The organism is Oceaniferula flava (assembly GCF_016811075.1).
Taxonomy (GTDB): Bacteria; Verrucomicrobiota; Verrucomicrobiia; order Verrucomicrobiales; family Akkermansiaceae; genus Oceaniferula; species Oceaniferula flava.
Genome location: NZ_JAFBGL010000006.1, coordinates 1 through 20,105, shown reverse-complemented (window position 1 = coordinate 20,105; position 20,105 = coordinate 1). Strand labels below are relative to the sequence as shown.

At 56.7% G+C, this 20,105-nt stretch carries 24 protein-coding genes; 14 read left to right on the top strand and 10 right to left on the bottom strand.

The genetic code is table 11. From position 1 onward, the window contains the following. Positions 1–2: 2 nt before the first annotated feature. The gene (locus tag JO972_RS09870) at positions 3–584 is read left to right on the top strand and encodes a hypothetical protein (protein ID WP_309489875.1); all 582 of its coding nucleotides are present in this window, start codon (positions 3–5) and stop codon (positions 582–584) included. Here JO972_RS09870 and JO972_RS09865 read toward each other — a convergent pair. From JO972_RS09865 to JO972_RS09835, 7 genes are all read right to left on the bottom strand, one after another. Next, entirely contained in the window at positions 581–1,363 is a 783-nt protein-coding gene (locus JO972_RS09865) for a DUF1853 family protein (RefSeq protein WP_309489874.1), read from the bottom strand. The genes JO972_RS09870 and JO972_RS09865 overlap by 4 nt on opposite strands. A gap of 13 nt (positions 1,364–1,376) precedes the next feature. After that, complete coding sequence (locus JO972_RS09860) at positions 1,377–1,865, bottom strand: protein-tyrosine phosphatase family protein (RefSeq protein WP_309489873.1); 489 nt, start codon at positions 1,863–1,865, stop codon at positions 1,377–1,379. 114 nt (positions 1,866–1,979) lie between these two features. Further along, positions 1,980–2,387, bottom strand: coding sequence for a large conductance mechanosensitive channel protein MscL (mscL, locus tag JO972_RS09855; RefSeq protein ID WP_309489872.1), 408 nt, complete (start codon positions 2,385–2,387; stop codon positions 1,980–1,982). Between the two features lie 209 nt (positions 2,388–2,596). Beyond that, entirely contained in the window at positions 2,597–4,120 is a 1,524-nt protein-coding gene (locus JO972_RS09850; protein WP_309489871.1) for a sulfatase family protein, read from the bottom strand. Positions 4,121–4,170: 50 nt separating this feature from the next. Beyond that, positions 4,171–4,848 carry a C40 family peptidase gene (locus JO972_RS09845; protein WP_309489870.1) on the bottom strand — a complete coding sequence of 226 codons (678 nt, stop codon included), beginning with the start codon at positions 4,846–4,848 and terminating at the stop codon, positions 4,171–4,173. 9 nt (positions 4,849–4,857) lie between these two features. Next, the gene (locus tag JO972_RS09840; RefSeq protein ID WP_309489869.1) at positions 4,858–6,024 is read right to left on the bottom strand and encodes a lipid A deacylase LpxR family protein; all 1,167 of its coding nucleotides are present in this window, start codon (positions 6,022–6,024) and stop codon (positions 4,858–4,860) included. Positions 6,025–6,092: 68 nt separating this feature from the next. Further along, on the bottom strand, positions 6,093–6,731 hold the full coding sequence (locus JO972_RS09835) for a hypothetical protein (protein ID WP_309489868.1): 639 nt from the start codon (positions 6,729–6,731) through the stop codon (positions 6,093–6,095). Positions 6,732–6,806: 75 nt separating this feature from the next. On the opposite strand from JO972_RS09835, the gene JO972_RS09830 reads away from it, so the two are divergent. After that, positions 6,807–7,799 carry an MBL fold metallo-hydrolase gene (locus JO972_RS09830; RefSeq protein ID WP_309489867.1) on the top strand — a complete coding sequence of 331 codons (993 nt, stop codon included), beginning with the start codon at positions 6,807–6,809 and terminating at the stop codon, positions 7,797–7,799. Between the two features lie 19 nt (positions 7,800–7,818). On the opposite strand, the gene JO972_RS09825 is transcribed toward JO972_RS09830, so the two are convergent. Continuing rightward, complete coding sequence (locus JO972_RS09825; protein ID WP_309489866.1) at positions 7,819–8,382, bottom strand: GNAT family N-acetyltransferase; 564 nt, start codon at positions 8,380–8,382, stop codon at positions 7,819–7,821. A 243-nt stretch (positions 8,383–8,625) separates the two neighbouring features. Between JO972_RS09825 and rpmH the strand changes: the two genes are divergently transcribed. The 5 genes from rpmH to JO972_RS09800 all read left to right on the top strand — a co-directional run bounded on the left by rpmH (position 8,626) and on the right by JO972_RS09800 (position 12,851). Beyond that, positions 8,626–8,814: a 50S ribosomal protein L34 gene (gene rpmH / locus JO972_RS09820; protein WP_343221574.1), complete on the top strand. Its 189-nt coding sequence runs from the start codon at positions 8,626–8,628 to the stop codon at positions 8,812–8,814. A gap of 149 nt (positions 8,815–8,963) precedes the next feature. Next, a complete protein-coding gene (gene rnpA, locus JO972_RS09815; protein WP_309489865.1) occupies positions 8,964–9,317 on the top strand; it encodes a ribonuclease P protein component in 354 nt (117 codons plus the stop codon). Beyond that, positions 9,314–9,571: a membrane protein insertion efficiency factor YidD gene (gene yidD / locus JO972_RS09810; protein ID WP_309489864.1), complete on the top strand. Its 258-nt coding sequence runs from the start codon at positions 9,314–9,316 to the stop codon at positions 9,569–9,571. Before rnpA ends, yidD begins: the two co-directional genes overlap by 4 nt. A gap of 72 nt (positions 9,572–9,643) precedes the next feature. Further along, positions 9,644–11,536 carry a membrane protein insertase YidC gene (gene yidC, locus JO972_RS09805; protein WP_309489863.1) on the top strand — a complete coding sequence of 631 codons (1,893 nt, stop codon included), beginning with the start codon at positions 9,644–9,646 and terminating at the stop codon, positions 11,534–11,536. Positions 11,537–11,618: 82 nt separating this feature from the next. Then, on the top strand, positions 11,619–12,851 hold the full coding sequence (locus tag JO972_RS09800) for a threonine/serine exporter family protein (RefSeq protein WP_309489862.1): 1,233 nt from the start codon (positions 11,619–11,621) through the stop codon (positions 12,849–12,851). Between the two features lie 27 nt (positions 12,852–12,878). Here JO972_RS09800 and JO972_RS09795 read toward each other — a convergent pair whose 3' ends face one another. Further along, complete coding sequence (locus tag JO972_RS09795; RefSeq protein WP_309489861.1) at positions 12,879–13,943, bottom strand: PIN/TRAM domain-containing protein; 1,065 nt, start codon at positions 13,941–13,943, stop codon at positions 12,879–12,881. 126 nt (positions 13,944–14,069) lie between these two features. Between JO972_RS09795 and JO972_RS09790 the strand changes: the two genes are divergently transcribed. Together JO972_RS09790 and JO972_RS09785 are read left to right on the top strand one after the other, a co-directional pair. Beyond that, a complete protein-coding gene (locus JO972_RS09790) occupies positions 14,070–14,492 on the top strand; it encodes an acyl-CoA thioesterase (RefSeq protein ID WP_309489860.1) in 423 nt (140 codons plus the stop codon). 3 nt (positions 14,493–14,495) lie between these two features. Further along, the gene (locus tag JO972_RS09785) at positions 14,496–15,326 is read left to right on the top strand and encodes a phosphoinositide-specific phospholipase C-related protein (RefSeq protein ID WP_309489859.1); all 831 of its coding nucleotides are present in this window, start codon (positions 14,496–14,498) and stop codon (positions 15,324–15,326) included. Positions 15,327–15,347: 21 nt separating this feature from the next. Here the strand turns inward: JO972_RS09785 and JO972_RS09780 are convergent, their stop codons facing one another. After that, positions 15,348–15,560 carry an RNA-binding protein gene (locus tag JO972_RS09780; RefSeq protein ID WP_309489858.1) on the bottom strand — a complete coding sequence of 71 codons (213 nt, stop codon included), beginning with the start codon at positions 15,558–15,560 and terminating at the stop codon, positions 15,348–15,350. A 381-nt stretch (positions 15,561–15,941) separates the two neighbouring features. On the opposite strand from JO972_RS09780, the gene ribD reads away from it, so the two are divergent. From ribD to JO972_RS16835, 5 genes are all read left to right on the top strand, one after another. Further along, positions 15,942–16,970: a bifunctional diaminohydroxyphosphoribosylaminopyrimidine deaminase/5-amino-6-(5-phosphoribosylamino)uracil reductase RibD gene (ribD, locus tag JO972_RS09775; RefSeq protein WP_309489857.1), complete on the top strand. Its 1,029-nt coding sequence runs from the start codon at positions 15,942–15,944 to the stop codon at positions 16,968–16,970. A gap of 90 nt (positions 16,971–17,060) precedes the next feature. After that, positions 17,061–17,819: a PspA/IM30 family protein gene (locus JO972_RS09770; RefSeq protein ID WP_309489856.1), complete on the top strand. Its 759-nt coding sequence runs from the start codon at positions 17,061–17,063 to the stop codon at positions 17,817–17,819. A gap of 90 nt (positions 17,820–17,909) precedes the next feature. Further along, complete coding sequence (locus tag JO972_RS09765; protein ID WP_309489855.1) at positions 17,910–18,551, top strand: DUF4272 domain-containing protein; 642 nt, start codon at positions 17,910–17,912, stop codon at positions 18,549–18,551. A 159-nt stretch (positions 18,552–18,710) separates the two neighbouring features. Continuing rightward, the gene (locus tag JO972_RS09760; protein WP_309489854.1) at positions 18,711–19,343 is read left to right on the top strand and encodes a hypothetical protein; all 633 of its coding nucleotides are present in this window, start codon (positions 18,711–18,713) and stop codon (positions 19,341–19,343) included. A 164-nt stretch (positions 19,344–19,507) separates the two neighbouring features. Then, positions 19,508–19,870: a DUF7079 family protein gene (locus JO972_RS16835; RefSeq protein ID WP_425498304.1), complete on the top strand. Its 363-nt coding sequence runs from the start codon at positions 19,508–19,510 to the stop codon at positions 19,868–19,870. Positions 19,871–20,105: the final 235 nt, after the last annotated feature.

Genomic DNA, 20,105 nt, shown 5'->3' with positions numbered 1-20,105 from the left:
CGATGGACAGCGGAAGCCCCAGCCCCCCTCCCAACAGCTTTGCCCGGCAGCTTGGTTTCTGGTCGTTGCACTGCGGCGTCACGGCCATCCCCAGCTTCTGCATCGCACTAACTCGCTTTAACAGCCCCTCGGCCATCGCCGGCATGCTCGGCGGGATTCTCACCTTCATCATCGGCTACGCCTGGCTCACCTCGGCCAGTTTTTACGGTAAAGTCCACGTCGGACTGATTGGTAAAGCGATCAAAATGGGTGCTCGCATCCGCATGTGGATCTCCATCCTCTCCCTGCCCCTGCTACTCACCACCGTCGGCCGATCGGATCCCGCGGAGGAGCTCATGTTTGTGCCCGACATGTGGTTCGGCCTCGTCGCGCTTCTACTGTTCTCCCTGATCTCACAGCTACTCGGCATCATGCCGCTGCGCCAAGGCATCGAAGAGCTCGATGGCATCTCCACCTACTTCGTCACCCTCATCGAAGGCGGCCTGATCTCGGTTTCCCTGATCCTGATCGCCTTCCTCGCCTTGATCGTGCTCAACTACCGCCGCAACCGCCAGCGCCTGCCATCGGATTTCATTCCTCGCTAAACCCCAGGGTAAGCATCGGGGGCGATGAAGAGGGGCATGGGCTCGCTTTCCAGGTGGACCATGACGCAGCGGTCCAAGAGCTCGGTGGTATCGAGCGGCTCGAGGCTGCTGGAGGGGAGCTTGTTGACCTCCACCGGCCAGAGGTGCTTGGGGATGATGCGTGGGCTTTGAGCGGGGAAATGTTGGATCAGCTCGTGTTGGTGCAGCCACTTGCCGCGGCGGGCGTTGGGGCTGAGGTAGGCTGCCTGGGCCGGCTGGGCGGCGCTGATGTGATCGAACAGGCAGCCGATGACCAGCTGACGGGTAGTGATCGGCTGGTCACGGTAGGCGACTGGCAAATGCTCGCGGAACTGCTGCACCAGAGTGAGCTGGTGGCTGCGGAGACGCTTGAGTTTTTTGTCGTAATTGTCTCGGGCGTCCGGCCCGGGAAGCTGATGACCATCGGCCGATTCCACCGCGAGGTAGAACTTCACCGCCAGCTCGAGGTGGATGATGGCTCCGCTCGTCCGATCGCGCAGCAGGAAATCCAGCTCGCCAAGGGTGCGATGTTTGTCGCTCTGAATCTGCAGGCTTTTTTCTAACAAATCGTAGCACTCCGACTTCTCCAGCAGCGCTGCCAAGCCATCTTCATAAATGTGGCCGAGCTTTTGATCCAGCGAGATCGCACCCGCCTCGTCCGGCAGCGCTAGCCCCGATCGATCGAAGACAGCCGCCTCCGGACAATCACCCACCAGCACCGGGCTGCTGCGCAGGGCGGATAGAATGAGATCGGCGGACATGAGATCGGACCCGTTAGGTGCGGTATTTTTTGGTCAGCCGTTTGGCGCACTCGATCTGCTGGCCGGTTTCCAGGCAGCACTTGCGGCGTTGGCGGATCCACTGCACCGGATCGGTCCCCTTCGGGATGAAGCCGGCCTTGGCGCACCAAGCGATGATGAACTGACCGGTGCGGCCGCAGCCTGCCACGCAGTGGATCACCGCCGGTTCCTTGGCGGCGTGGTGCCGATCCATCACCGCAATGAAATCCTCGATTTGCTTTTCCGTGGGCACGCCGAAATCGGGCACATTGAAGAAGTGGTAATCGAGGTGCTTGGGCACATCGTTGCGATTATCGAACTCGCAGACATTGACCACCGCCTTGATCCCTTTCTCATCGAAAAGATCAAACACGTAGGGGTCTGGCCACCACGAGGCGGCGATGACATCCTCCACAATCCAGGTGAAGGGTTCGGTGCGTTCAGGTTGGCCGCGCTCGGGCCAATACCAAGGTCTCACAGGCATGGCTGCAAACTAATGTCTCGCGAAGCGCATGAAAAGACCTTCCTCCGTCTGAGGTCACAAAAAAACGGCCCACCGTGAGGGTGAGCCGTTGGGAGATTGGGTGATAGAACTCGCTTACTTCTTCAGCAGGTCGCGGATTTCTTCCAGCAGCACCTCTTGTTTTGGTGGCGCTGGGGCTGGCTTTTCTTCCTCCTTCTTCTTAGTGGCCTTCTCGATGTATTTCACCATCACGAAGAGGGCAAAACCAACGATCAACAGGTTGATTGTGTTATTGATGAATAGGCCGTATGCCACGGTTGGGCCGGCTTCTTGGGCTGCCTTGAGGTTTTCGTAGCTGCCACCATCCATCGCATAGTACATCTGGCTGAAATCAGGCAATTTGAAGGCACCACCGATGATGGGCATCATGACGTTATCGACCAGTGACTTGACTACGAGGCCGAAAGCGCCGCCGAGAATGATACCTACAGCCATATCGAAGGCGTTGCCTTTGATGATGAAATTTTTAAAGTCTTTTAACATTGTATTTGGGTTGGTTGGGTTGTGTGTATTGCTAGATTGAATCTTGTAGAACAGGATCCGTTATCCTGATCATTAGACGATCTGCGCCTGCTGATCAAAACAATAAATCTGTTATAGTGGACACAGGTCGCCGTGATGAGGGTCACAAAAAAACGCCGGAGCGATCTGCCCCGGCGTTTGGATGATGGTTTTGTGGTGGTCGCTCTGGCTTATTGGGCCAGCTCGGCACGGACGCCTTGTTTCGACTGCACCAGCTTCTGCAAGGTCGCGCTCATCTCGGCGGCGCGTTCTTTCTCCTTGCCGATCAGGTTGCGTCTCTCACCGACATCAGTGGCCAGGTTGTAGAGTTCGCCTTTCCCTTTTTTCCCGCTGGGGGCGATGTATTTCCAATCGCCATCGCGCAGCGCCTTGCCGCGGGCTTCTTCGATCAGCAGGCGGGTGCCCACCTGATCTTCGCCTAACAAGGCCGGCAGGACGTTCCGACTATCAATCGCTTCGTCAGCAGCCAGCTCGATGTCCAGCAGCTCGGCAAAGCTCGCCATGAAGTCGATCTGGTTAATCATCGCCTTGGACACGCCGGGTTTGATTTTTGCCGGCCAGCGCACCATCAGCGGCACGCGGGTGCCACCTTCGTAAATCTGGTATTTGCCACCGCGGTAGGGGCCGGAGCCGTCGTGACCGCGGTCGACTTCTTTGCTGGAGGTTTTCACCGTGGTGCCATCGTCGTAACCGTCGTCGTAGACCGGTCCGTTGTCGCTGGAGAAGATCACGATGGTGTTCTCCGCCAGTCCTTGTTCTTCCAGCACCTTCATGATTTCGCCGGCGCACCAATCGAACTGCACCATGGCATCGCCGCGGTAGGACAGTCCGGATTTGCCTTTGAAGCGAGGATTCGGTGCGCGTGGCACGTGGATGTCAGCCGCGGCCCAGTAGAGGAAAAACGGCTCCCCTTTTTTCTGCGCCGAGATGTATTTGCGGGCCTGTTTCACGAACTCGTCTGCGATGGTTTCATCGTCCCAGAGCGCCGACTTGCCACCCCACATTTTGCCGATCCGGCCGATGCCGTTGATCACGCTGTTATTGTGCCCGTGGGTGCTTTTGTAGTAGGTCATCGCCTCCGGGCTCTTGCGGGCGTCCGGGTAAACGGTGCCGGTGAACCCTTCCGGTGGACGTTTTCCGACATAGAGAGGGTCGGCGGGATCGAGTCCCACAACGTGGTGGTTTTCCAAATAGACGCAGGGCACGCGATCGTTGGTGGACGGCAGCAGGAAGGAGTAGTCGAAACCGATCTCCAAGGGGCCCGGCTTCACCGCGCCATTCCAATCGACCTCATTCTTGCCATCGCCAATGCCAAGGTGCCACTTGCCGATCACCGCGGTTTTGTAGCCCGCTTTCTTGAACAGCTGAGGCAGGGTCAGCATGTCCGGCTGAATCTTCATCGGCGCATTGGGTGCCAGAATCCGGACGTTGTGGCGGAATCCGTGGATTCCGGTGAGCATGGAAAATCGTGATGGGGTGCAGGTGGCTGCGGAGCAGTGGCCATCGGTGAAGCGCAGCGACTGTCCGGCCATCTTGTCAAGGTTCGGTGTGGGGATGAGTTTCGCCCCGTAGGCACCGACATCTCCCCAGCCGATGTCATCTCCGTAGATAATCACGACGTTGGGTTTTTCGGCGGCTTGGGCCAGCGCGGTCGAGGCGACCACGGCGGCGGCTAGTTGGTAAATCCGTTTCATAGGCTGCTTAGTTTACTGGTGAGGAGATTTTTATCTATCGTCTAATTTCGTCATTTCTTCAGCCCGACCGGTGGCCCGTAGCCGATGAATTTCGCCCGACTCGTTTTCGCCGGCAGTTTAAAATCGTATACCCCGTAGCCATCGCCGCGCTTTCCTCGGTAGCTGCGGCCTTTGGTGGCGCCGATCATCACGTGACGGCCGTCTTTTTCCTGACCGAGGTAGATCGAGACATGGCTGATGTTCACCTTGCGGCCGTCGGTGGGGCGGTAGGTGCCGCTCCAGAACAGCAGATCGCCGGGGGTGAGTAGGGAAAAGGAGCTGTGATCCAGGCGACTGACACCGGCTGGGATCGGGTGGATGTTCCCGGCATCCTTCAACCAGAGATACTGCTGCGCCGAGCTTCGCGGAATCTTGAACCCGAGTCCGCGCAGGACAAAATACATCGCGCCGGAGCAATCAAAACCACCCGCCTGGGGCGTAGCACCGCCAAAGCGGTATTTCAACCACCCGTGCTGCTTGGGGATCGTGAGCGCGTGACGGATCAGCGCCTTCCGCTCATCGCTAAGCTGTTCCCAGCCGCGCAGTTGGGAGGTCTGCAGGGTTGCCGGACGGTAGTAGGTTTTGCCATTTTCAAGGTAGCTGGTGGGATCAGCCACGGCACTCTGGCCGAACGTCAGTCCCAGCAGAACCACACCTGCCCATGCACGCCATCGGACTAGTCCAGTCATCGGCCTCACTTAGAAACGAAGACGGATGGCCAGCGAGCCAAACGATTGGTTTTTATCCTGCGTTTCGAAGGTCTTGGTGCGGTAGGTGTGCACGTAGCTGAACTCGAGATCCGAGTAGCGCACGCCAAAGCCGGCATAGAGCTCGGCGACAAAAGGTTCGCGGTCGACATTGGTATCGTAGTTGCGGAACAAGGGGCCGTCCAAGGTGATGTCATGCAGCACGCCGGTGGCCTGGGCACCGAGCAAGCCGTAGAGCGACCACTTGTTGCTATTGCCCGCGCCACTGTAGAGGCGCTGGGTGTGAGCGGTGGCAGATAAGCGGGGATCGGCAAACTCCACCGGCAAGTTCCACCCGGCACGCACGAGAAAGCCAATCCGGGCATCGGTGCGGAAGTTGCCGAGCGCGTATCCGGTTTCGGTAAAACCGTCCACTTTCAGATCCATTGGCAGCTGAATCTTGTGCAGGCTTTCGATCCGGCGGCGTTGGTTAAAGTAGAGGTTCAGCGTGATCTCGTTGGGGATCTGGCTGTCCCAGCCTTGGAACTTGTCAAAATCCCGCAGGTCGTGAATGAAATCCTGCGTTTCCTGCGCGTAGGACGCCGGACCGACCACACCGATGGCAATTTCCACCGAGTTCTGTGCGTGGGCATCGCGGGCGTGCAGGGAAAACCCGAGACCCGCCCAGCCGGCATAGGGACGCTCGCCCTCGGGAGGCACCAGCGCTTCGCGCGTGGCCGGGGTGAACATCAGCTGACTGAGCGCGAAGCCGTAGCTGTATTCGATCTGCGCCGGGTGGCGGAAACCCCAAATCTTGCGCATCCAGTTCAAGCTCTCACTGCCACCACTGAAGCGGTGCAGGTTGTCCTGAACGAAGGGAATATCGATCGCCGGCTTGCCCTCGGTGATCCATGATAGTCGGGCGCCGTTGGTGTAGTTCTCATCCGTGCCGCCAAACAAATCGTTATCCAGGAAAAACGTCAGGTAGCCGGCATCAGCCGTCGCAATGGGTCCTTCCAGCTGAAAATGCGGGTCGATGCCGCCGATCAAATCCGCCGACACCGGCTCGATGATCTCACCAGTGGTGGTCGATACCGATTCACTCTGCGCGAGCAGTGGTTGGCTGAGCAAGGCGAGAACTCCCGCGGCGGCGGGCTGGATCATGGGACGTAGCTTCATACTGGGGAAAAGTGGAGGTTTGAATCGACGTAGCGACCTGTGAGCGCTCGGCGGTAGTCTACTATAGTCTATAAAGGAGCGACGATGAGTTCGTCACCCACTTTGATGTCAATCTTGCCCACTGGGTTCGGCAGTGGATCGGCGATCTGGGCTTCGTCATCGATGCGAGTGACAATGACTTCGCCGACGATACCGGTGTTTCTTCTGATCGCAAGTCGAGTTCCCACGCGGACGTTCGTGTGTTTCACATTAATGACCACGAAAGGAATGACGCCGTTGTCCTCCGGCACCTCAGTGACCTGGGCCATCACCATGGCATTGGCGATCAGGCGGGCGCGGCGAGCTTCCTTGTCGCGCTGGCCGACGCTGCGTTCATTCATCGCCAGAGTTTCGGCCTCGGCTTGTTTGCGTTTTTCCTCGGCGGCGATTTTTTCTTCCTGGAGGCGTTTGTTCTCCTTCTTCAGCGCGTCGAGTTCAGCGGCGGTCATGGAGTCAGGTTTTTCGGCCGGTGTGGGGGCTGCGGTCGGGGCGGCACCACGAAGGCGCTCGAGCTCGGCCTGCAGCCGTGAGTTTTCGTCCATCAATTCTTTGGCGGTCTGGCGATATCCATCTTCCACCTCGCCATCGCGCATGGCGCTGTAGGAAAGAATCAAGGCGGCGAGTAACATCGCGGCGGTAGAGCCGAGTAAGATCTGGGTGATGTTCATGGCGGGAATCTGTCTGAGAAATTCGGCATTAACAAGTATTTATCCCAGCTGCCACGGCGTGGCACGACTCCACACTTGATTCTACGCATCGACGAGGGCACACTCACGGCCATGATGCGCATGGCGGTTCTCGGGAGTGGAAGTGGTGGAAATGCCACCTTGGTCCAGTGCGGATCCACCACCGTCTTGGTCGATGCCGGGCTGAGCGCCAAACAACTGGTGCTGCGCATGCAACGCCTGGGGGTGGAACCTGACCAGCTGGACGCCATTCTACTGACTCACGAGCACAGCGATCACGCCCGCGGGGTGGATGTGCTGCTGCGCCAACGCGAGATCTCGGTCTATGCCAATGCCCTCACACGCGAGGCCCTCAGCTACAAGATGAAGAGCCAGATCCCCTGGCGGGTGTTCCACAGCGATCAGGATTTCGAACTAGGCGAGCTCTCGGTGCGCGCCTTCCGCATTCCGCACGACGCCGCCGAACCGGTCGGTTTCGTTCTCAACGGCCAAGGCACCCGACTCGGCATGGTCAGTGATGTCGGTCACGTCACCCACCTGATGCGCGAGCAGCTCAAAGGCAGCCACGCGATCTATGTGGAGGCGAACTACGATGAAAACTTGCTGGAGCTCGATACCAAACGCCCCTGGGCCACCAAACAACGCATCGCCTCCCGTCACGGCCACCTTTCCAACGATCAAACCGCCAGCCTGCTGCGCGATGTCGCCTGCGAGAAACTCAGCACCGTGATGCTCTGTCACCTGAGCTCCGACTGCAATTGTCCGAACATCGCCACCCGCACGATCACGCGCGGTTTGCAGTCGGCCGGACTCGCCAAGGTGCAAGTCCACTGCGCCGAACAGCACGAACCCACCGCCTGGGTGGAATTTGCGCCCGAAGTCGTCAGCGAGCCGGAGATCGAAGCCATCACCGAGCCAGCACCCGAAGTCAAATCAGTGCCCGAGCCGGCATCGCCGCCGCAACCTCAGCCAAAAAGCTCAAGCGCGCCTGCGGAGGAAAAATACATCACTCCCTCGCTGTTTGATGCCTTTTTCGTGCCGGACGAGTAAAAGTTTTTAATCTATTAGTTTAGATTGCTTGATCTTCTTGCCCCGGCTTGGTCAATCGGCGCATGGGAATCATACTCGAGTATTCAAAGCCGACCTTACTGAAGAAATTCTGCGCTTCGGAGCCAATTTTATCGGTCAGCAGGGTGATCCGCTTGAAGTCCTTTTTATCGGCGAACTCGAACACGTAATCCAGCAGCACCTCGCCGTAGCCCTGGCCACGGTGGTTGGGGTGGATGATAAAGTCCTCCATCAGAATCACCAAGCCACCGAGCGCGGTGGAGATGGTGAACAGCAGGTTGACCATGCCGAAAATCTGCTCGTCGTTGCGCAGGACAAAGATGCGGCCGCGGTTCGGCTGCTCGAGAATCAGCGCCAGGCCACGTTCGTGGGCGTTGCGGTCCGGGATGAAGTCGCCCTGCAGTTCCATCAGATCGGTCAGCAGCTCCACCAGCTCCGGCAGGTCCTCGATGGTAGCAGGTTCCACGCGCACGCTGGGATTGCTGTCCATTGTGCGTTCGGCCCGATCGGAGAGATCGGCGGACATTTCAGCTAAATCGCTGGCTGGGATGTTGTTGGCGGCCATGGATGGCGACAAATTATCAGGATTTGCCCCTCTGGGTAGTTTTTTTTAAGAATTTTGCCTTTCCGGACAATGCCGGGTTGACAACGGTCAAAATTTCCCTAGGTTGCCCGCCCCGTCCGCTGGCAGAATCGCTGGCTAGGGTAATTCCGCCAACCGGCGAACGTCTGATGGGCAACGTCCTACACAGACTCCGAGCAACGAACCATCACTAACCAGACCTAACCGTCCCAACCGTCTTTCATCATGAAACGCACCTTCCAGCCTTCCAAGCGCACCCGCAAACGTCAACACGGGTTCCGCGCCCGCATGAGCACCAAAGCAGGCCGTGACTGCCTCCGCCGTCGCCGCCAAAAGGGACGTAAGCGTCTCCTTCCAAAAGGTGCCGAGATCCACTTCAAGCGCCACGTCAAGCAGCACACCAAGGCTGCTTAATTAGGCGTGTCTGGCTGTGGTTGACGGTGCACACTTGCGTCTCGCCACAGACATTAACGTATAATTTGAGACGGCCACCCCTCGGTGGCCGTTTCTGCGTTTAGCCCAGTGGCTCAACGGCCAAGCCGCCCCCTTTCCCCTCACTCAGCATGCGTCTGCGTAGGAAATACAGCATGACGCGCCACGCGGAGTTCTCGCTGACGCGCCAGAAAGGACAGGCCAAAGGCGGCGCCTACCTCGTGCTCAGCACATTGGCCGATGAGCAACTGCCGCACCACAAGGCGGGTGTCATCATTACCAAGAAAGTCGGCAATGCCGTCACCCGTAATCATCTACGCCGCCGGGTGCAAGCGATCCTGGCCAAGCACCTGCACCGCATCCAAGGCCGCCGCTACATCGTCACCGTGATCCGCTGGCGCGCACCGGAGGCCAGCTTCGACCAGCTCGAGGCCGATTGGTTGAAGCAGGCGAATCGTCTCGGAATCCTCGACACCACGCCGTGAAACTCATCACTCACTGCATCAGCCGCTTCATTTATTTTGGCATTCGATTTTACCAGAAATTCCTCAATCCGGTGCTCAAAGTCATCGGTGGGCCGAACAGTGGCTGCCGCTTTCACCCGACCTGCTCGAACTATTTCCTCCAAGCGGTCAAAATTCATGGCCCGTATCGCGGATCATGGCTTGGCATTTGTCGTATTTTCCGCTGCCATCCGTGGGGCGGCTGCGGCGAGGACCCGGTGCCACCCAAAAAGTAATCTCTCTCGGCTCGCCTGAGCCAACCCATCTCTCATTTCCTAATCCCAATTTCCTAATAACCAACAAACATCATGGATCGCAAAGGCTGGATCATACTTACCATCTGCGGCATTCTGCTCGCAGCGAACTACTACTTCATGCCCAAGCAGGCACCGGAGGAAAACAAACCAACTCTCGAAGAGACCGATCTCACCGAGGTCCCTGAAAGTGAGGCCAAGCCTGAGGTTGGCGAGATGGTGCGCGAGCCGAATATCCCCAAGGTCGGTGAGAAAACCGCCGTGCTCACCTCCGGAAAAGAGGGTGGGCCCCAGGTGGAATTCCACTTTACTTCAAACGGAGGCGGCATCGCCTTCGCCCGCCTGCTCGACCAGAAGAAAATCCACGCGGAGAGCGAGTTCGTCACCATCAACGAGCACTCCCCAGCCCCCATCGGCGCCTTCACCGAAGGAGTCGATGACTACCTCGCGCTGCACTACCAGCTGGTGGAAAAAGACGGCGTTATCTTCTGCGAAGCCACCACACCCGGCGGCCTGAAGATCACCAAGCGCTGGTCGCTGGAGGAAGATGCCGATGCTCCCGGCGCAGCCTGGCGTCTGAACCTCAAAGTCACCCTGACCAACACCGGCAAGAACTCAATCAACATCGGCAACTACTCCATGTTCTGCGGTAGCGTCTCCCCGCTGCACCCGCGCGAGTGGGAAAACCAAGGAGGTGCCTACTTCCTCGATGACGGCAGCTTCACCATCAAGGACAGCAACTGGTTCAAAAAAGGCTTCTGGCGCGATGCCCGCCCGCTGTTCCAGGAAAGCGTGGAAGAGCTCGAGTATGCCGGTGTTTCCAACCAGTTCTTCACCTCCATGATTCAGCCGAAGGTCAAACAACCTTCCACTTACTGGGCCAAGGCGTCCAAGATCGATCTGCCCGGTGCCGATCCTGAAAAGCCGAAGTATTCCGTCCGCTCCGGCTTCTCCCTGCCGGTCACCAAGCTCGCCTCCGAAGAAGCGGAAACCCTGAGCTACTCGGTCTACCTCGGCCCCAAGAGCTACAGCGTGCTGAAGAAGCTCGATGGCGATGCCAAGGAAGTCATGAACTACGGATGGTTCACTCCCATCTCGGTCTTCCTCTACAGCGTTCTGAACTGGCTGCACGACGTTGCCTTTTCCAAGACTGCCGACACCTGGGCCTGGGGGCTTTCCATCATCGCCCTGACCATTCTCATCCGCTGTGCCATCTGGCCGCTGCACAACAAGTCCACGCGCACCATGAAGCGCATGAGCAAGCTGCAGCCGATCATGAAGGACCTGCGTGAGAAATACGCCGATAACCCGACCAAGCTGAATCAGGAAACGATGAAGCTCTACAAGGAGTATCAGATCAACCCGATGGGCGGCTGCCTGCCGATGTTCCTGCAGATTCCTATCTTCTTCGGCTACTACAAGATGCTCCAGTTCGCGGTGGAACTCCGCGGCGAAAGCTTCCTCTGGGTGGACGATCTGTCGATGCCCGATACCCTCACCACCCTCGAGCTCCCCTTCAGCCTGCCCTTCCTCGGCGATGCCTTACCGATCAACCTGCTGCCCATTCTGATGGCGGTGACCATGGTCCTGCAGATGAAAATGACGCCGAAAACTGGCGACAAAATGCAGCAGCGGATCTTCATGCTGATGCCTCTGATGTTCTTCTTCTTCTGTTACAACTTCGCCTCCGCACTGGCGCTCTACTGGACCACGCAGAACATCTTCTCCATCGGCCAGACCTGGCTCACCAACCGCATGCCGGAAGCTGAGCTGGTGAAACGCACACCGAAGAAAAACGGCAAGAAAACCTTCATGGAACGCATGGCCGAACGCATGGAAGAACAGCAGCGCGCTCAAAAAATGGGTCAAGGCGATGCCAAGAAACCGATGCGCGATGCCACCCCAGAAACCAAAAAGAAAAAGCGCAATCCTAAAACCGGAGGCTAATTTTCCCATCCCCGCGAATGCCCGCGAATGCACTCGCGGGGGCGCGGGGAATTTTTTTGCCTCGATCTAACAACAACCTGTCATGACCGAGGAAGAATATCTCAAGAAAGCCGCCTTTGTTTCCGAGCTGGGGCTGGCTCTGCACGAGTGTGGTGCCACCAGTCATCGCATCGAGAAGCACCTCACCAACCTCTGTGGGGTGCTGGGCATCAATGGTAGCTTTTTGATCAATGCCACCAGCATCACGTCCTGTTTCTGGCTACACGATAAGACCGATCAGCACATCCACATCGAACGGGTGCACCCAGCCGATGGTGATCTGGGAAAACTGGAACTCATCGATGCCTTGGTCGACCAGGTGGAAAGCGGCGAGTGCAATTTCAGCCAGGCCAGGGACGAGCTGCAGCAGATTTTCCGCATGGGCCCCAGTTACGGCCACTTCACCAGCCTGATTGGCGCAGTGGTGCTGAGCGCGAGTTTTGCCGCGCTGATGTCGTTCAACTACAACAACGTCATCGTCGCCGCGCTCGCTACGATCGTGATTTTCTACCTCAATAAGTTAGGGGGAAAGGTCGATCGACTCTCGGACACCATCGAGATCGTCTCAGCCATGCTAGCGGGCATCATGGCCACCGGCATTGCCGCCATCGGGGTGAAGATCAACGTGCCCTTCGTGATCCTATCCACCATCGTTATCTTCATTCCCGGACTGGCGCTAACCACCTCACTTAGTGAGATTGCGTGTCGGATTTTGATCTCCGGCACCTCGAAGCTGGTGCATGCGGTGATGACCCTGTTCAAGCTCTACTTCGGCTCCATCCTCGGTGTCGGTATCGGGGTGCTGCTCTGGGGCGCGGGAGCCGGTGATGATCTCCACGGGATCCACAACATGCCCCAGTGGAAAACGCTGCCCGCCATCGCGCTGTTGTCGATTTCCCTGACGGTCTGTTTCAATATCCGCCCCCAGCGCATGCTCTGGTGCGCGGTTGCGGCTCTGATCGGGTTCTACGTGGCGCGCAGCGGTGAGCAGCACTTCGGCGTCGCCTCGGGGATGTTTCTCGGCGCCTTTTGCGTAGGAATTTTCGCCAATTTCTACGCCAACCTCAGCCGCATCCCCAGCTCGATCATCCTCTCGGGCGGACTGGTGGTGCTGGTGCCGGGTAGTAAAACTTACCTGCTGCTGAACTCGTGGATCACCGGCGAACAAATCGCGGACCACTACACCAATGGCACCCAAGCCTTTCTGATTTTCATCTCGCTGGTGATCGGCCTGTTGTTCGCCAATGCGGTGCTACCGACCAAGAAAAGCCTCTGAGGCCCCTCGCTCCAGTGAGCGACTTAGCTAGTTATCGAGCTCAAACAGCTCGGCAAAGACCATCAGCCCGGCCTCCGTTTCCAGCGTGCTGATCACCGTCACGTCCTGAGTGGTGTTGATTTTGTTGACCGCATTGTTGACCACAATCATCGAGCCATCCGGCAGGTAGCCCACGGCCTGGTGTTCGTCTTTTCCAGCACGGACCAGGGGCAGACGGATGCGCTCGCCAACGGCAATCTTCGGTTTCAGCGCCTGGTTCAGGTCGTTGATGTTGAGCACCGTGACACCTTGCAGGCGCGCGGCTTTGGTGAGGTTTTCATCGGTGGTGAGCAGGCGTGCCGTGAGCAGGCGGCAGGTGTGCATCAGCCGGGCATCGTGGGTGTCCGAGTTGGAACCGGCCTCGGAATCGTGGATATTGATCCGGAAATGGTCGTTTTTCTGCAGTCGCTCCAGCGTTTCCAGCCCACGCAACCCGCGCGCGCGCCGACTCGATGAGGGCGAGTTCGCCATGATGTGCAGCTCCTCCAGAATGAAGCGCGGGATGATCAGGTTGCCTTCCAGAAAGCCGGCATTGAGCACACCGTAGAGGCGGCTGTCGGCGATCACGTGGGCATCCAGCAGCAAGGGCGGCCCAGGAGTCGATTCGCGATGGAAGCGGACGTAGGGGATCAACAGGGAGAAGTCATCACCGCCACTGCGCAGCGCCAGCACCGCTCCGAGGAAGCCGAGGCTGGAAAAAAGGGTGACATTCATTCCAAGGATGATGGCATCGATATGCTCCGGCTTCAGTGCGGTCGTTCGGCCTTTTTCATTGACCGACATCATTGTCTCTAACAAATCCAGCACCCCCACTCGCGAGAGCAGCCAGGCGCAGAACAGACCAATCAGCAGGCCGACTGTTGCGTTAGAAAATCCGCGCAGGGTGAACTGCTTCATCAGCGATTCCACCAGGATGAAAAAGGCAGCCACCACCAGGCCGATGACGATGCCTACCCAGATCATATCCGGGCCACCCGCAAAGTTCGCGATACCTGCGCCCGCCAGCTCACACACAAGCAGATACACCAGTCGGGCGGTGTTCACAGATCGCATGGCCGGTTTTTTCAACATGCGCGCAGCATGGCGCATCCGGCGACTCATCGCAAGTCAAACCATGGTCATCTGCTAGACCGGCAAGAGAACCCTTGATTGTTAGAAAATCCAGAGAATGATGATGGCATGTCTGACGCGCCGGCCAAGAAACCAGAATTCACCACCGAGGAGGAGGTCATGTTCTTTGATACCGATGTCGGCGGCGTGGTGCACAACATCGCCTACCTGCGGATGATCGAAACCTGCCGCACCAAGCTGGCCACCTCCATGGGCATGCGCCTCAAGGACATGGCCGAAACCGGATTGTTTCCCGTGGTGGTCCGCACCGAGATCGACTACCGCCGCCCCGCCAAGTTAGGCGATGAGTTGGAAATCCACGGCTGGCTCGCCGAGTTCAACCGTGCGAAATTCTGGTGCGAGTTCACTGTCAGACGCAAAGGCGAAAGTGAAAACCTGATCACCTGTCGCCAAGCACTCGCCATGGTCCAGATGCCAGCTGGTCGGCCCCAGCGTCTCCCGGCCGAGTGGCAGAACCAGTGGAAGTCCTAGACCATGATCAAAGCTTTCATTGCCATCTTGATGCTCAGCTCCGCGGTCTCAGCAGAGCCCCGCTATGATCAGATCACTTGGCTGTGTAGCCACAATGCGATGAACTCCAGTGATGACGGTTGGCGGTTTGCCAATCAGAAACACACCATCGCCGCGCAGCTGGACAACGGTGTCCATGCTCTGATGCTTGATATCTGGAAACAGGACGGTCAATTGGTGCTGCGCCACGGACCGGAGATGGCACGCTTTCTCGGCTCCAAGAAATTCAGCATCGAGCTCAAAACGCTGCACGATTTCCTCACCAAACATCCAGACAGCGTCATCACCCTGATTCTCGAATCCAAGGTGCCAGCCGCTGAGGTAGCGCGTGAGATCAGTCAGGCCGGTCTGGCACGCTTCTGCCACTTCCAAGACCCCACCAAGCCATGGCCCACCCTCACAGCGATGCGAGCCTCTGGAAAACGCCTGGTGGTGTTCTCAGACCGCGTGGCCAGAGGCAAGGCCGTGCCGAAATGGTACATGCCTGTCTGGGATCACGCATGGGAAACCAACTGGCAGGCAAAAAATACCGCGGATTTGTTAGCGGCCAAAGCCCGACGAGGTAAACGCAGCAACCGCTTATTCATCTTGAACCACTTCATCACCACCGGGTTACCCAAGATCGAGCACGCCAAGGTGGCCAATGCCGCTCCTTTCCTCCAGCAGCGAGTCGATCTCGCAGTGAAGACATTCCAGCGGAAGCCCAACTTCCTGGTGCTCGATTTCTATCACCTCGGCGACGGTTTCAACGTCGTGAAGCGGCTCAATGCCACAGCACCTGTGGTCAAGCAATAGGCATTGAAAATGCCTGTGCGCTTAGTCCGAGCTGTCAGCAGTGCTTTTAATGTCCGTCAGAGCGTCTATGAAGTCTCCGAGCACCTCTGTGGGCAGCATGATGGTGTCACGGTTGCCTGAGCACTCCTCGGTGATCTTGACCACCTTACCGCGTGCGTTCTGTTTCAGGTCCAGGTAGAAGGTCTTCCGGTCGGCCAGGATTTTCTCCGTATGTAATAAATCGTCTCTCTTCATCTTACTTTGCTTTCTTTCCACGTGTGATGCTCCCCTTTTCCCCGATCTCGGTCAAGTCATGAAATCCTTCTCTCCATTTCTCTTTCCCAGACTTGTTCCCCAAAGTTATTTATTCACGTTTCTATTAAGAGATTATTTTAAACCTAAATCATTTCTTCTTCTTCTACATGTGAATAACTTCAGATTTGGGCCGTTCCATGCGATAGATACTGGTGTTCCACGGGATCAATAACATGGTGAAAAACTCTGGGTGGGTACTCGCCAGCGGGTGCTTGGAATGGGGTCGATCGATTTGGGCTCAATGATTCCACAAGTTATCCACATTCTGATCCCGCTTGTTCACAGCTTGCGTTTTGCCTCTGAGACCGATAGAAATCCGCCATGATTCCCACGGCCTACGATTGCAAATGGATGCAGCTGGCACTTCGCGAAGCCCGCCGCGGTATCGGCCTGACTTCACCGAACCCCGCTGTCGGTGCCGCCATCGTGAAAGATGGGGTGCTGCTTGGAAAAGGATGGCACCAGCGTGCCGGCCAGCCGCATGCCGAACGCGAGGCGCTGGCCGATGCCCGAAGCCAGAACCACGAGCTCAGCGGCGCTACGATTTATGTCACCCTCGAGCCCTGCTCCAGCCACGGCCGCACCCCACCCTGCACCGATGGCATCATGGAGGCTGGCATCACCCGCGTGGTCTACGGCGCTGAGGACCCGAACCCAGCGCACCGTGGCCGCGCTCGTGAGCTGCTCACCGCTGCCGGAGTCGATGTCTGCACTGGTGTTGAGCTGGCGGCTTGCGAGCACTTGCTCCGTGCCTTTGCCAAGAAACAGGTCACCGGCCTCCCCTGGGTGCTGGTAAAGTCCGCCATCAGCTTGGACGGTCGGATCACCCGACCACCCGGCGAGGGTCAATGGCTCACCAGTGCGGCATCACGCGAGCAGGTCCAGGCGCTGCGCTTCGAATCCGATGCCATCATCACCGGTGGCAACACTCTGCGTATCGATGACCCCGCACTGACTATTCGCTCGCCCCATTTTCCAGCCAAGCCCCAACCCTGGCGCATGGTGATCACCCGTGGCTATCAGGCGAACCTGCCGGCCCACGCCAAGGTCTTCACCGATGCCTATGCCGAACGCACTCTGGTGCAGGAGGATGGAGATCTGTTAGCTGCCTTGAAACAACTCGCCGACCGTGGTTGCAACCAAGTGATGGTGGAAGCTGGCGGTGTTTTGTTAGGTGCCTTCCTCGACGCCGGTTTGGTGGACGAAGTGGCGGTGTTCTACGCGCCGATGGTCACCGGTGGTGCGGATGCTGGATTTGCTGGCTTGCCACGCGAAGTCCCCCTGCATGGTCACGAGTATCAGAAAATTGGGGATGACGTTTACCTCCGCGCCCTGGTAACCCGCGATTGATCCTGCGCCGGATTACAAATCCTCCCCTCTCTTATACTTGCGTGCTGCAGTGCTTTCCTGCAATATCCCACGCAATCAACCTAACTTATCATGTTTAAACGAATCGGAAACCTCATCAAAGGCTTTATGGGCCTGTTCATCGGCGGCCTTGAAAAACGTAATCCGGAAGCTCTTCTGGATGTCGAAAAGGAAAACCTGCGCAAGCAGATCGCTGAGTTTAACAAGGGGCTCGCCACCCACGCAGGGCTGGTCGAGAAGTTGATGTCGCAGACGAAAAAGCTCGATAAGGAAGAAACAGAACTCCGCGCCAAAACCGCCGCCAACCTGAAAGCCGGTAACCGCGAGCTCGCCGGGCAGTATGCTGTGAAGCTGCAAGCCGTCGATAAAGAGCACGATGAAATGGCCGTGCAGCTCGAAGAAGCTGAAGTCCGTTACAAGGAGCTGGTCAAAGCCCGCGACGTCAGCGTCAGCACCGCCAAGAAAAAGATCGAGGAACTCTCACGCGATATCGACGATATGAAGGTGAAAACCGCCATGGCCGAACTCAACGAAATGGCCTCCGGTATGGTCACCTCCATCGGTGGCTCCGGCGATACCTTGAACCGTCTCGAGGGCATGGTCGAAGAAGAACGCACCAAAGCCGCAGGCCGCGCCCGCGTCGCCAAGGACTCCCTCGACATGGGCGACATCAACATGAAAGCCGCCGAGGAAGAAGCCCTCGCCGAAATGGCCCTCGCCGACTTCGCCGCCGCCGAAGGCATCGAAATCGAATCGACCGCCAAAGCAGAACCTTCCAAACCCCAATCAGAAACCACCAAAGGCACCATGGGCCCAGGGGTTTCCGAGTAGGGAAGATAAAGAGATTCATCTCACCACGGAAAATAATCCCTAGCGGGTATTTTCAAGTGTGAGGTTAATTATGAGTTAGACAATGATTATATGCTGCTGAATCCACATAAAATCAAAGGGGAGAACACCCGATTACTGAATGAAATGGAAATACCAGTAATGGAATCATTACCTCATTTGGATAAACCACGTTTCAGAGAGCCAAAAGACGTTGCTACTCGCTCTGTAATTCTTGCGGCATTACTTCAATTACATTTTGGTGCTCCGAATGAATATATTGAGAACTATCTTCAATCTAATAGCTTGTTGGGTGGTTTAACAGATTGTGAGAGAGAACGGCTTTCGCGCAGCTATGATGAATGGCCTCAACAAGATAAGATTAATCTAGATTGGTCTATGGATGCGATATGGGCATTAATGTGGTGTGGTGGTAAACACAGCAATTTAAGCTTTAACACGTGTGTTGAAGATTCACTTGCTTCGATGTTGCCTGCTTTCGAGACAAACGAGCCTGCGGATGATTGCATCAACCATTTTAAGCTGTTCTCTAAGAGGGCCATATTCATCGAGTTAGACAAGTTCTATAGAGTGCATTGGTATGCGCGGAACAACAGCTTATCGGGCATAACCGATGAACGCGTGAATTTGAGTATTATTATGGAGCGACGGAAGGCCCTTGAATGGGTATGTGACGCTAATCTAGACTGGGAAGATATTTCTCTTGATACCTGAGAATTTCGTCTAACAAGTCATTGCCATCGACCATTAACCGTTCGCAGTCCGAGGACATTTTACAGTTCAACTCATGAATGGTTGGCGGGCGTTCTACACGCGGCCATGGAATTTTACGTTCGCTGAAGAATAATGCATCGCATCCTGCCAATTCTCGCCATGGGCTTCTTCTCATCACTCTTCGGCTGCAACAAGCCATCCAACAACACCGGGGGTGATTCCTCCCCATCACCAAAGACGCTCGAGGAAAAGCTTGAGGCATTGGCATCTTGCGGGATCAAGCTTCGCCCCGAGTTCTCGGTAGATGATTTGCTGAGTAGTTGGGGGCGCGCCGAATACGAAGAACCCGGATTCAGCATGACGCTAGTCGGCGTTGGAATGACTCAAGAGGAGCCGCCCTGGACACCGAGATCGAAGAATCTCTGGCATTTCGATACTGAATGTATTGAGGATCACGGCTCTTACGTCGATATCGCCAAGCGCATGGTTGAGATGGCTGATGGCTCTCTCCCTCTCACAGATATTGAGGACTACGTAGACATCGAGGAGAAGAAGGCGTGGCTTTCGTTCAAGCTAGATGGTAAACCCATCCGATTTGATTGCGAGGTCGACAACGATTGGGTGGATTCGAAGGTTTTTGGCCACTTCGTTAATCTGTTGGCTCAGACGGATTCTGCGAAGATATTTTTCTATTTCGATCTCGGTGGCCAAGACTGCATCGTTGGATGTGTAAGTAGAGAAGACTACGACCTACTTCGGAAGTTGATTCCCGAGGTCGTTCCCCTAACATAACACGCAGCGAACAAGGCGGCGACGCTGACTCCTGACCCGCTCCGAGTCGTAAATTTAAAGATTTTATAACCATTAGACCCAAATCGAAGGCGCGCTGTCGGTCAGCACTGGGCTGGCTTTGGACGCTCGGCAAAAAAAAGTTGAACATCTCTAGGCCTGCATCAGTGGTGGAGGAGCGATTGCCAGTGTGGGAGGCGCTTTCCGAATTCTTTCTCGATACTGATTTGGACGAGGCCGACTATCAACGGATTGCTCGAGTCGTGGCTTCATCTCCGTATTCGGTTCAAGAAACCGAAAAGTTCCTCAGGTATGAGCTGTATCCCGTTCTGATATGGAACCTTCGGTGTGTAGCTGGAGAGTGGGCTGGATTCGATCCTGTTTGGCTTAGGGAAGCGATTGAGCCGCGCCTGAACAAGCGACCGAAGTTCCGGCTTCCGCTGCTGCAGTGGTGGATGATTCGAAATCATTGGGCGCGGGTTTCTGAGCTGGTTCAACACGAGAGAAAGCACCAAGGCGAACGGGGCTGAACGGGGCTGAACGAACAAGGCGGCGATGCTGACAGCTAAGCGCCTAAGCTACCATGCTGCATGGTCAATTTTGCCTGTCATGCGCTCAGGTTTGTTGGTGTGCTGACGAGCTTATTCAGCCAAGCGGCTGGGTATTTTATGTAGCGAAGATTGAATGAGAAGGTAGTCGAGGCCGAGCCAACGGTTTCTGTAGAATGCTACCACCTTATGAACAATAGTATCAAACATCAGAAGT

Excerpts from the sequence above, each read along its gene's own strand:
- JO972_RS09870 (WP_309489875.1), top strand. The coding sequence starts at position 3 with ATGGACAGCGGAAGCCCCAGCCCCCCTCCCAACAGCTTTGCCCGGCAG.
- JO972_RS09865 (WP_309489874.1), bottom strand. The coding sequence starts at position 1,363 with ATGTCCGCCGATCTCATTCTATCCGCCCTGCGCAGCAGCCCGGTGCTG.
- JO972_RS09860 (WP_309489873.1), bottom strand. The coding sequence starts at position 1,865 with ATGCCTGTGAGACCTTGGTATTGGCCCGAGCGCGGCCAACCTGAACGC.
- mscL (WP_309489872.1), bottom strand. The coding sequence starts at position 2,387 with ATGTTAAAAGACTTTAAAAATTTCATCATCAAAGGCAACGCCTTCGAT.
- JO972_RS09850 (WP_309489871.1), bottom strand. The coding sequence starts at position 4,120 with ATGAAACGGATTTACCAACTAGCCGCCGCCGTGGTCGCCTCGACCGCG.
- JO972_RS09845 (WP_309489870.1), bottom strand. The coding sequence starts at position 4,848 with ATGACTGGACTAGTCCGATGGCGTGCATGGGCAGGTGTGGTTCTGCTG.
- JO972_RS09840 (WP_309489869.1), bottom strand. The coding sequence starts at position 6,024 with ATGAAGCTACGTCCCATGATCCAGCCCGCCGCCGCGGGAGTTCTCGCC.
- JO972_RS09835 (WP_309489868.1), bottom strand. The coding sequence starts at position 6,731 with ATGAACATCACCCAGATCTTACTCGGCTCTACCGCCGCGATGTTACTC.
- JO972_RS09825 (WP_309489866.1), bottom strand. The coding sequence starts at position 8,382 with ATGGCCGCCAACAACATCCCAGCCAGCGATTTAGCTGAAATGTCCGCC.
- rpmH (WP_343221574.1), top strand. The coding sequence starts at position 8,626 with ATGAAACGCACCTTCCAGCCTTCCAAGCGCACCCGCAAACGTCAACAC.
- rnpA (WP_309489865.1), top strand. The coding sequence starts at position 8,964 with ATGCGTCTGCGTAGGAAATACAGCATGACGCGCCACGCGGAGTTCTCG.
- yidC (WP_309489863.1), top strand. The coding sequence starts at position 9,644 with ATGGATCGCAAAGGCTGGATCATACTTACCATCTGCGGCATTCTGCTC.
- JO972_RS09800 (WP_309489862.1), top strand. The coding sequence starts at position 11,619 with ATGACCGAGGAAGAATATCTCAAGAAAGCCGCCTTTGTTTCCGAGCTG.
- JO972_RS09795 (WP_309489861.1), bottom strand. The coding sequence starts at position 13,943 with ATGCGATCTGTGAACACCGCCCGACTGGTGTATCTGCTTGTGTGTGAG.
- JO972_RS09790 (WP_309489860.1), top strand. The coding sequence starts at position 14,070 with ATGTCTGACGCGCCGGCCAAGAAACCAGAATTCACCACCGAGGAGGAG.
- JO972_RS09785 (WP_309489859.1), top strand. The coding sequence starts at position 14,496 with ATGATCAAAGCTTTCATTGCCATCTTGATGCTCAGCTCCGCGGTCTCA.
- JO972_RS09780 (WP_309489858.1), bottom strand. The coding sequence starts at position 15,560 with ATGAAGAGAGACGATTTATTACATACGGAGAAAATCCTGGCCGACCGG.
- ribD (WP_309489857.1), top strand. The coding sequence starts at position 15,942 with ATGATTCCCACGGCCTACGATTGCAAATGGATGCAGCTGGCACTTCGC.
- JO972_RS09770 (WP_309489856.1), top strand. The coding sequence starts at position 17,061 with ATGTTTAAACGAATCGGAAACCTCATCAAAGGCTTTATGGGCCTGTTC.
- JO972_RS09765 (WP_309489855.1), top strand. The coding sequence starts at position 17,910 with ATGCTGCTGAATCCACATAAAATCAAAGGGGAGAACACCCGATTACTG.
- JO972_RS09760 (WP_309489854.1), top strand. The coding sequence starts at position 18,711 with ATGGGCTTCTTCTCATCACTCTTCGGCTGCAACAAGCCATCCAACAAC.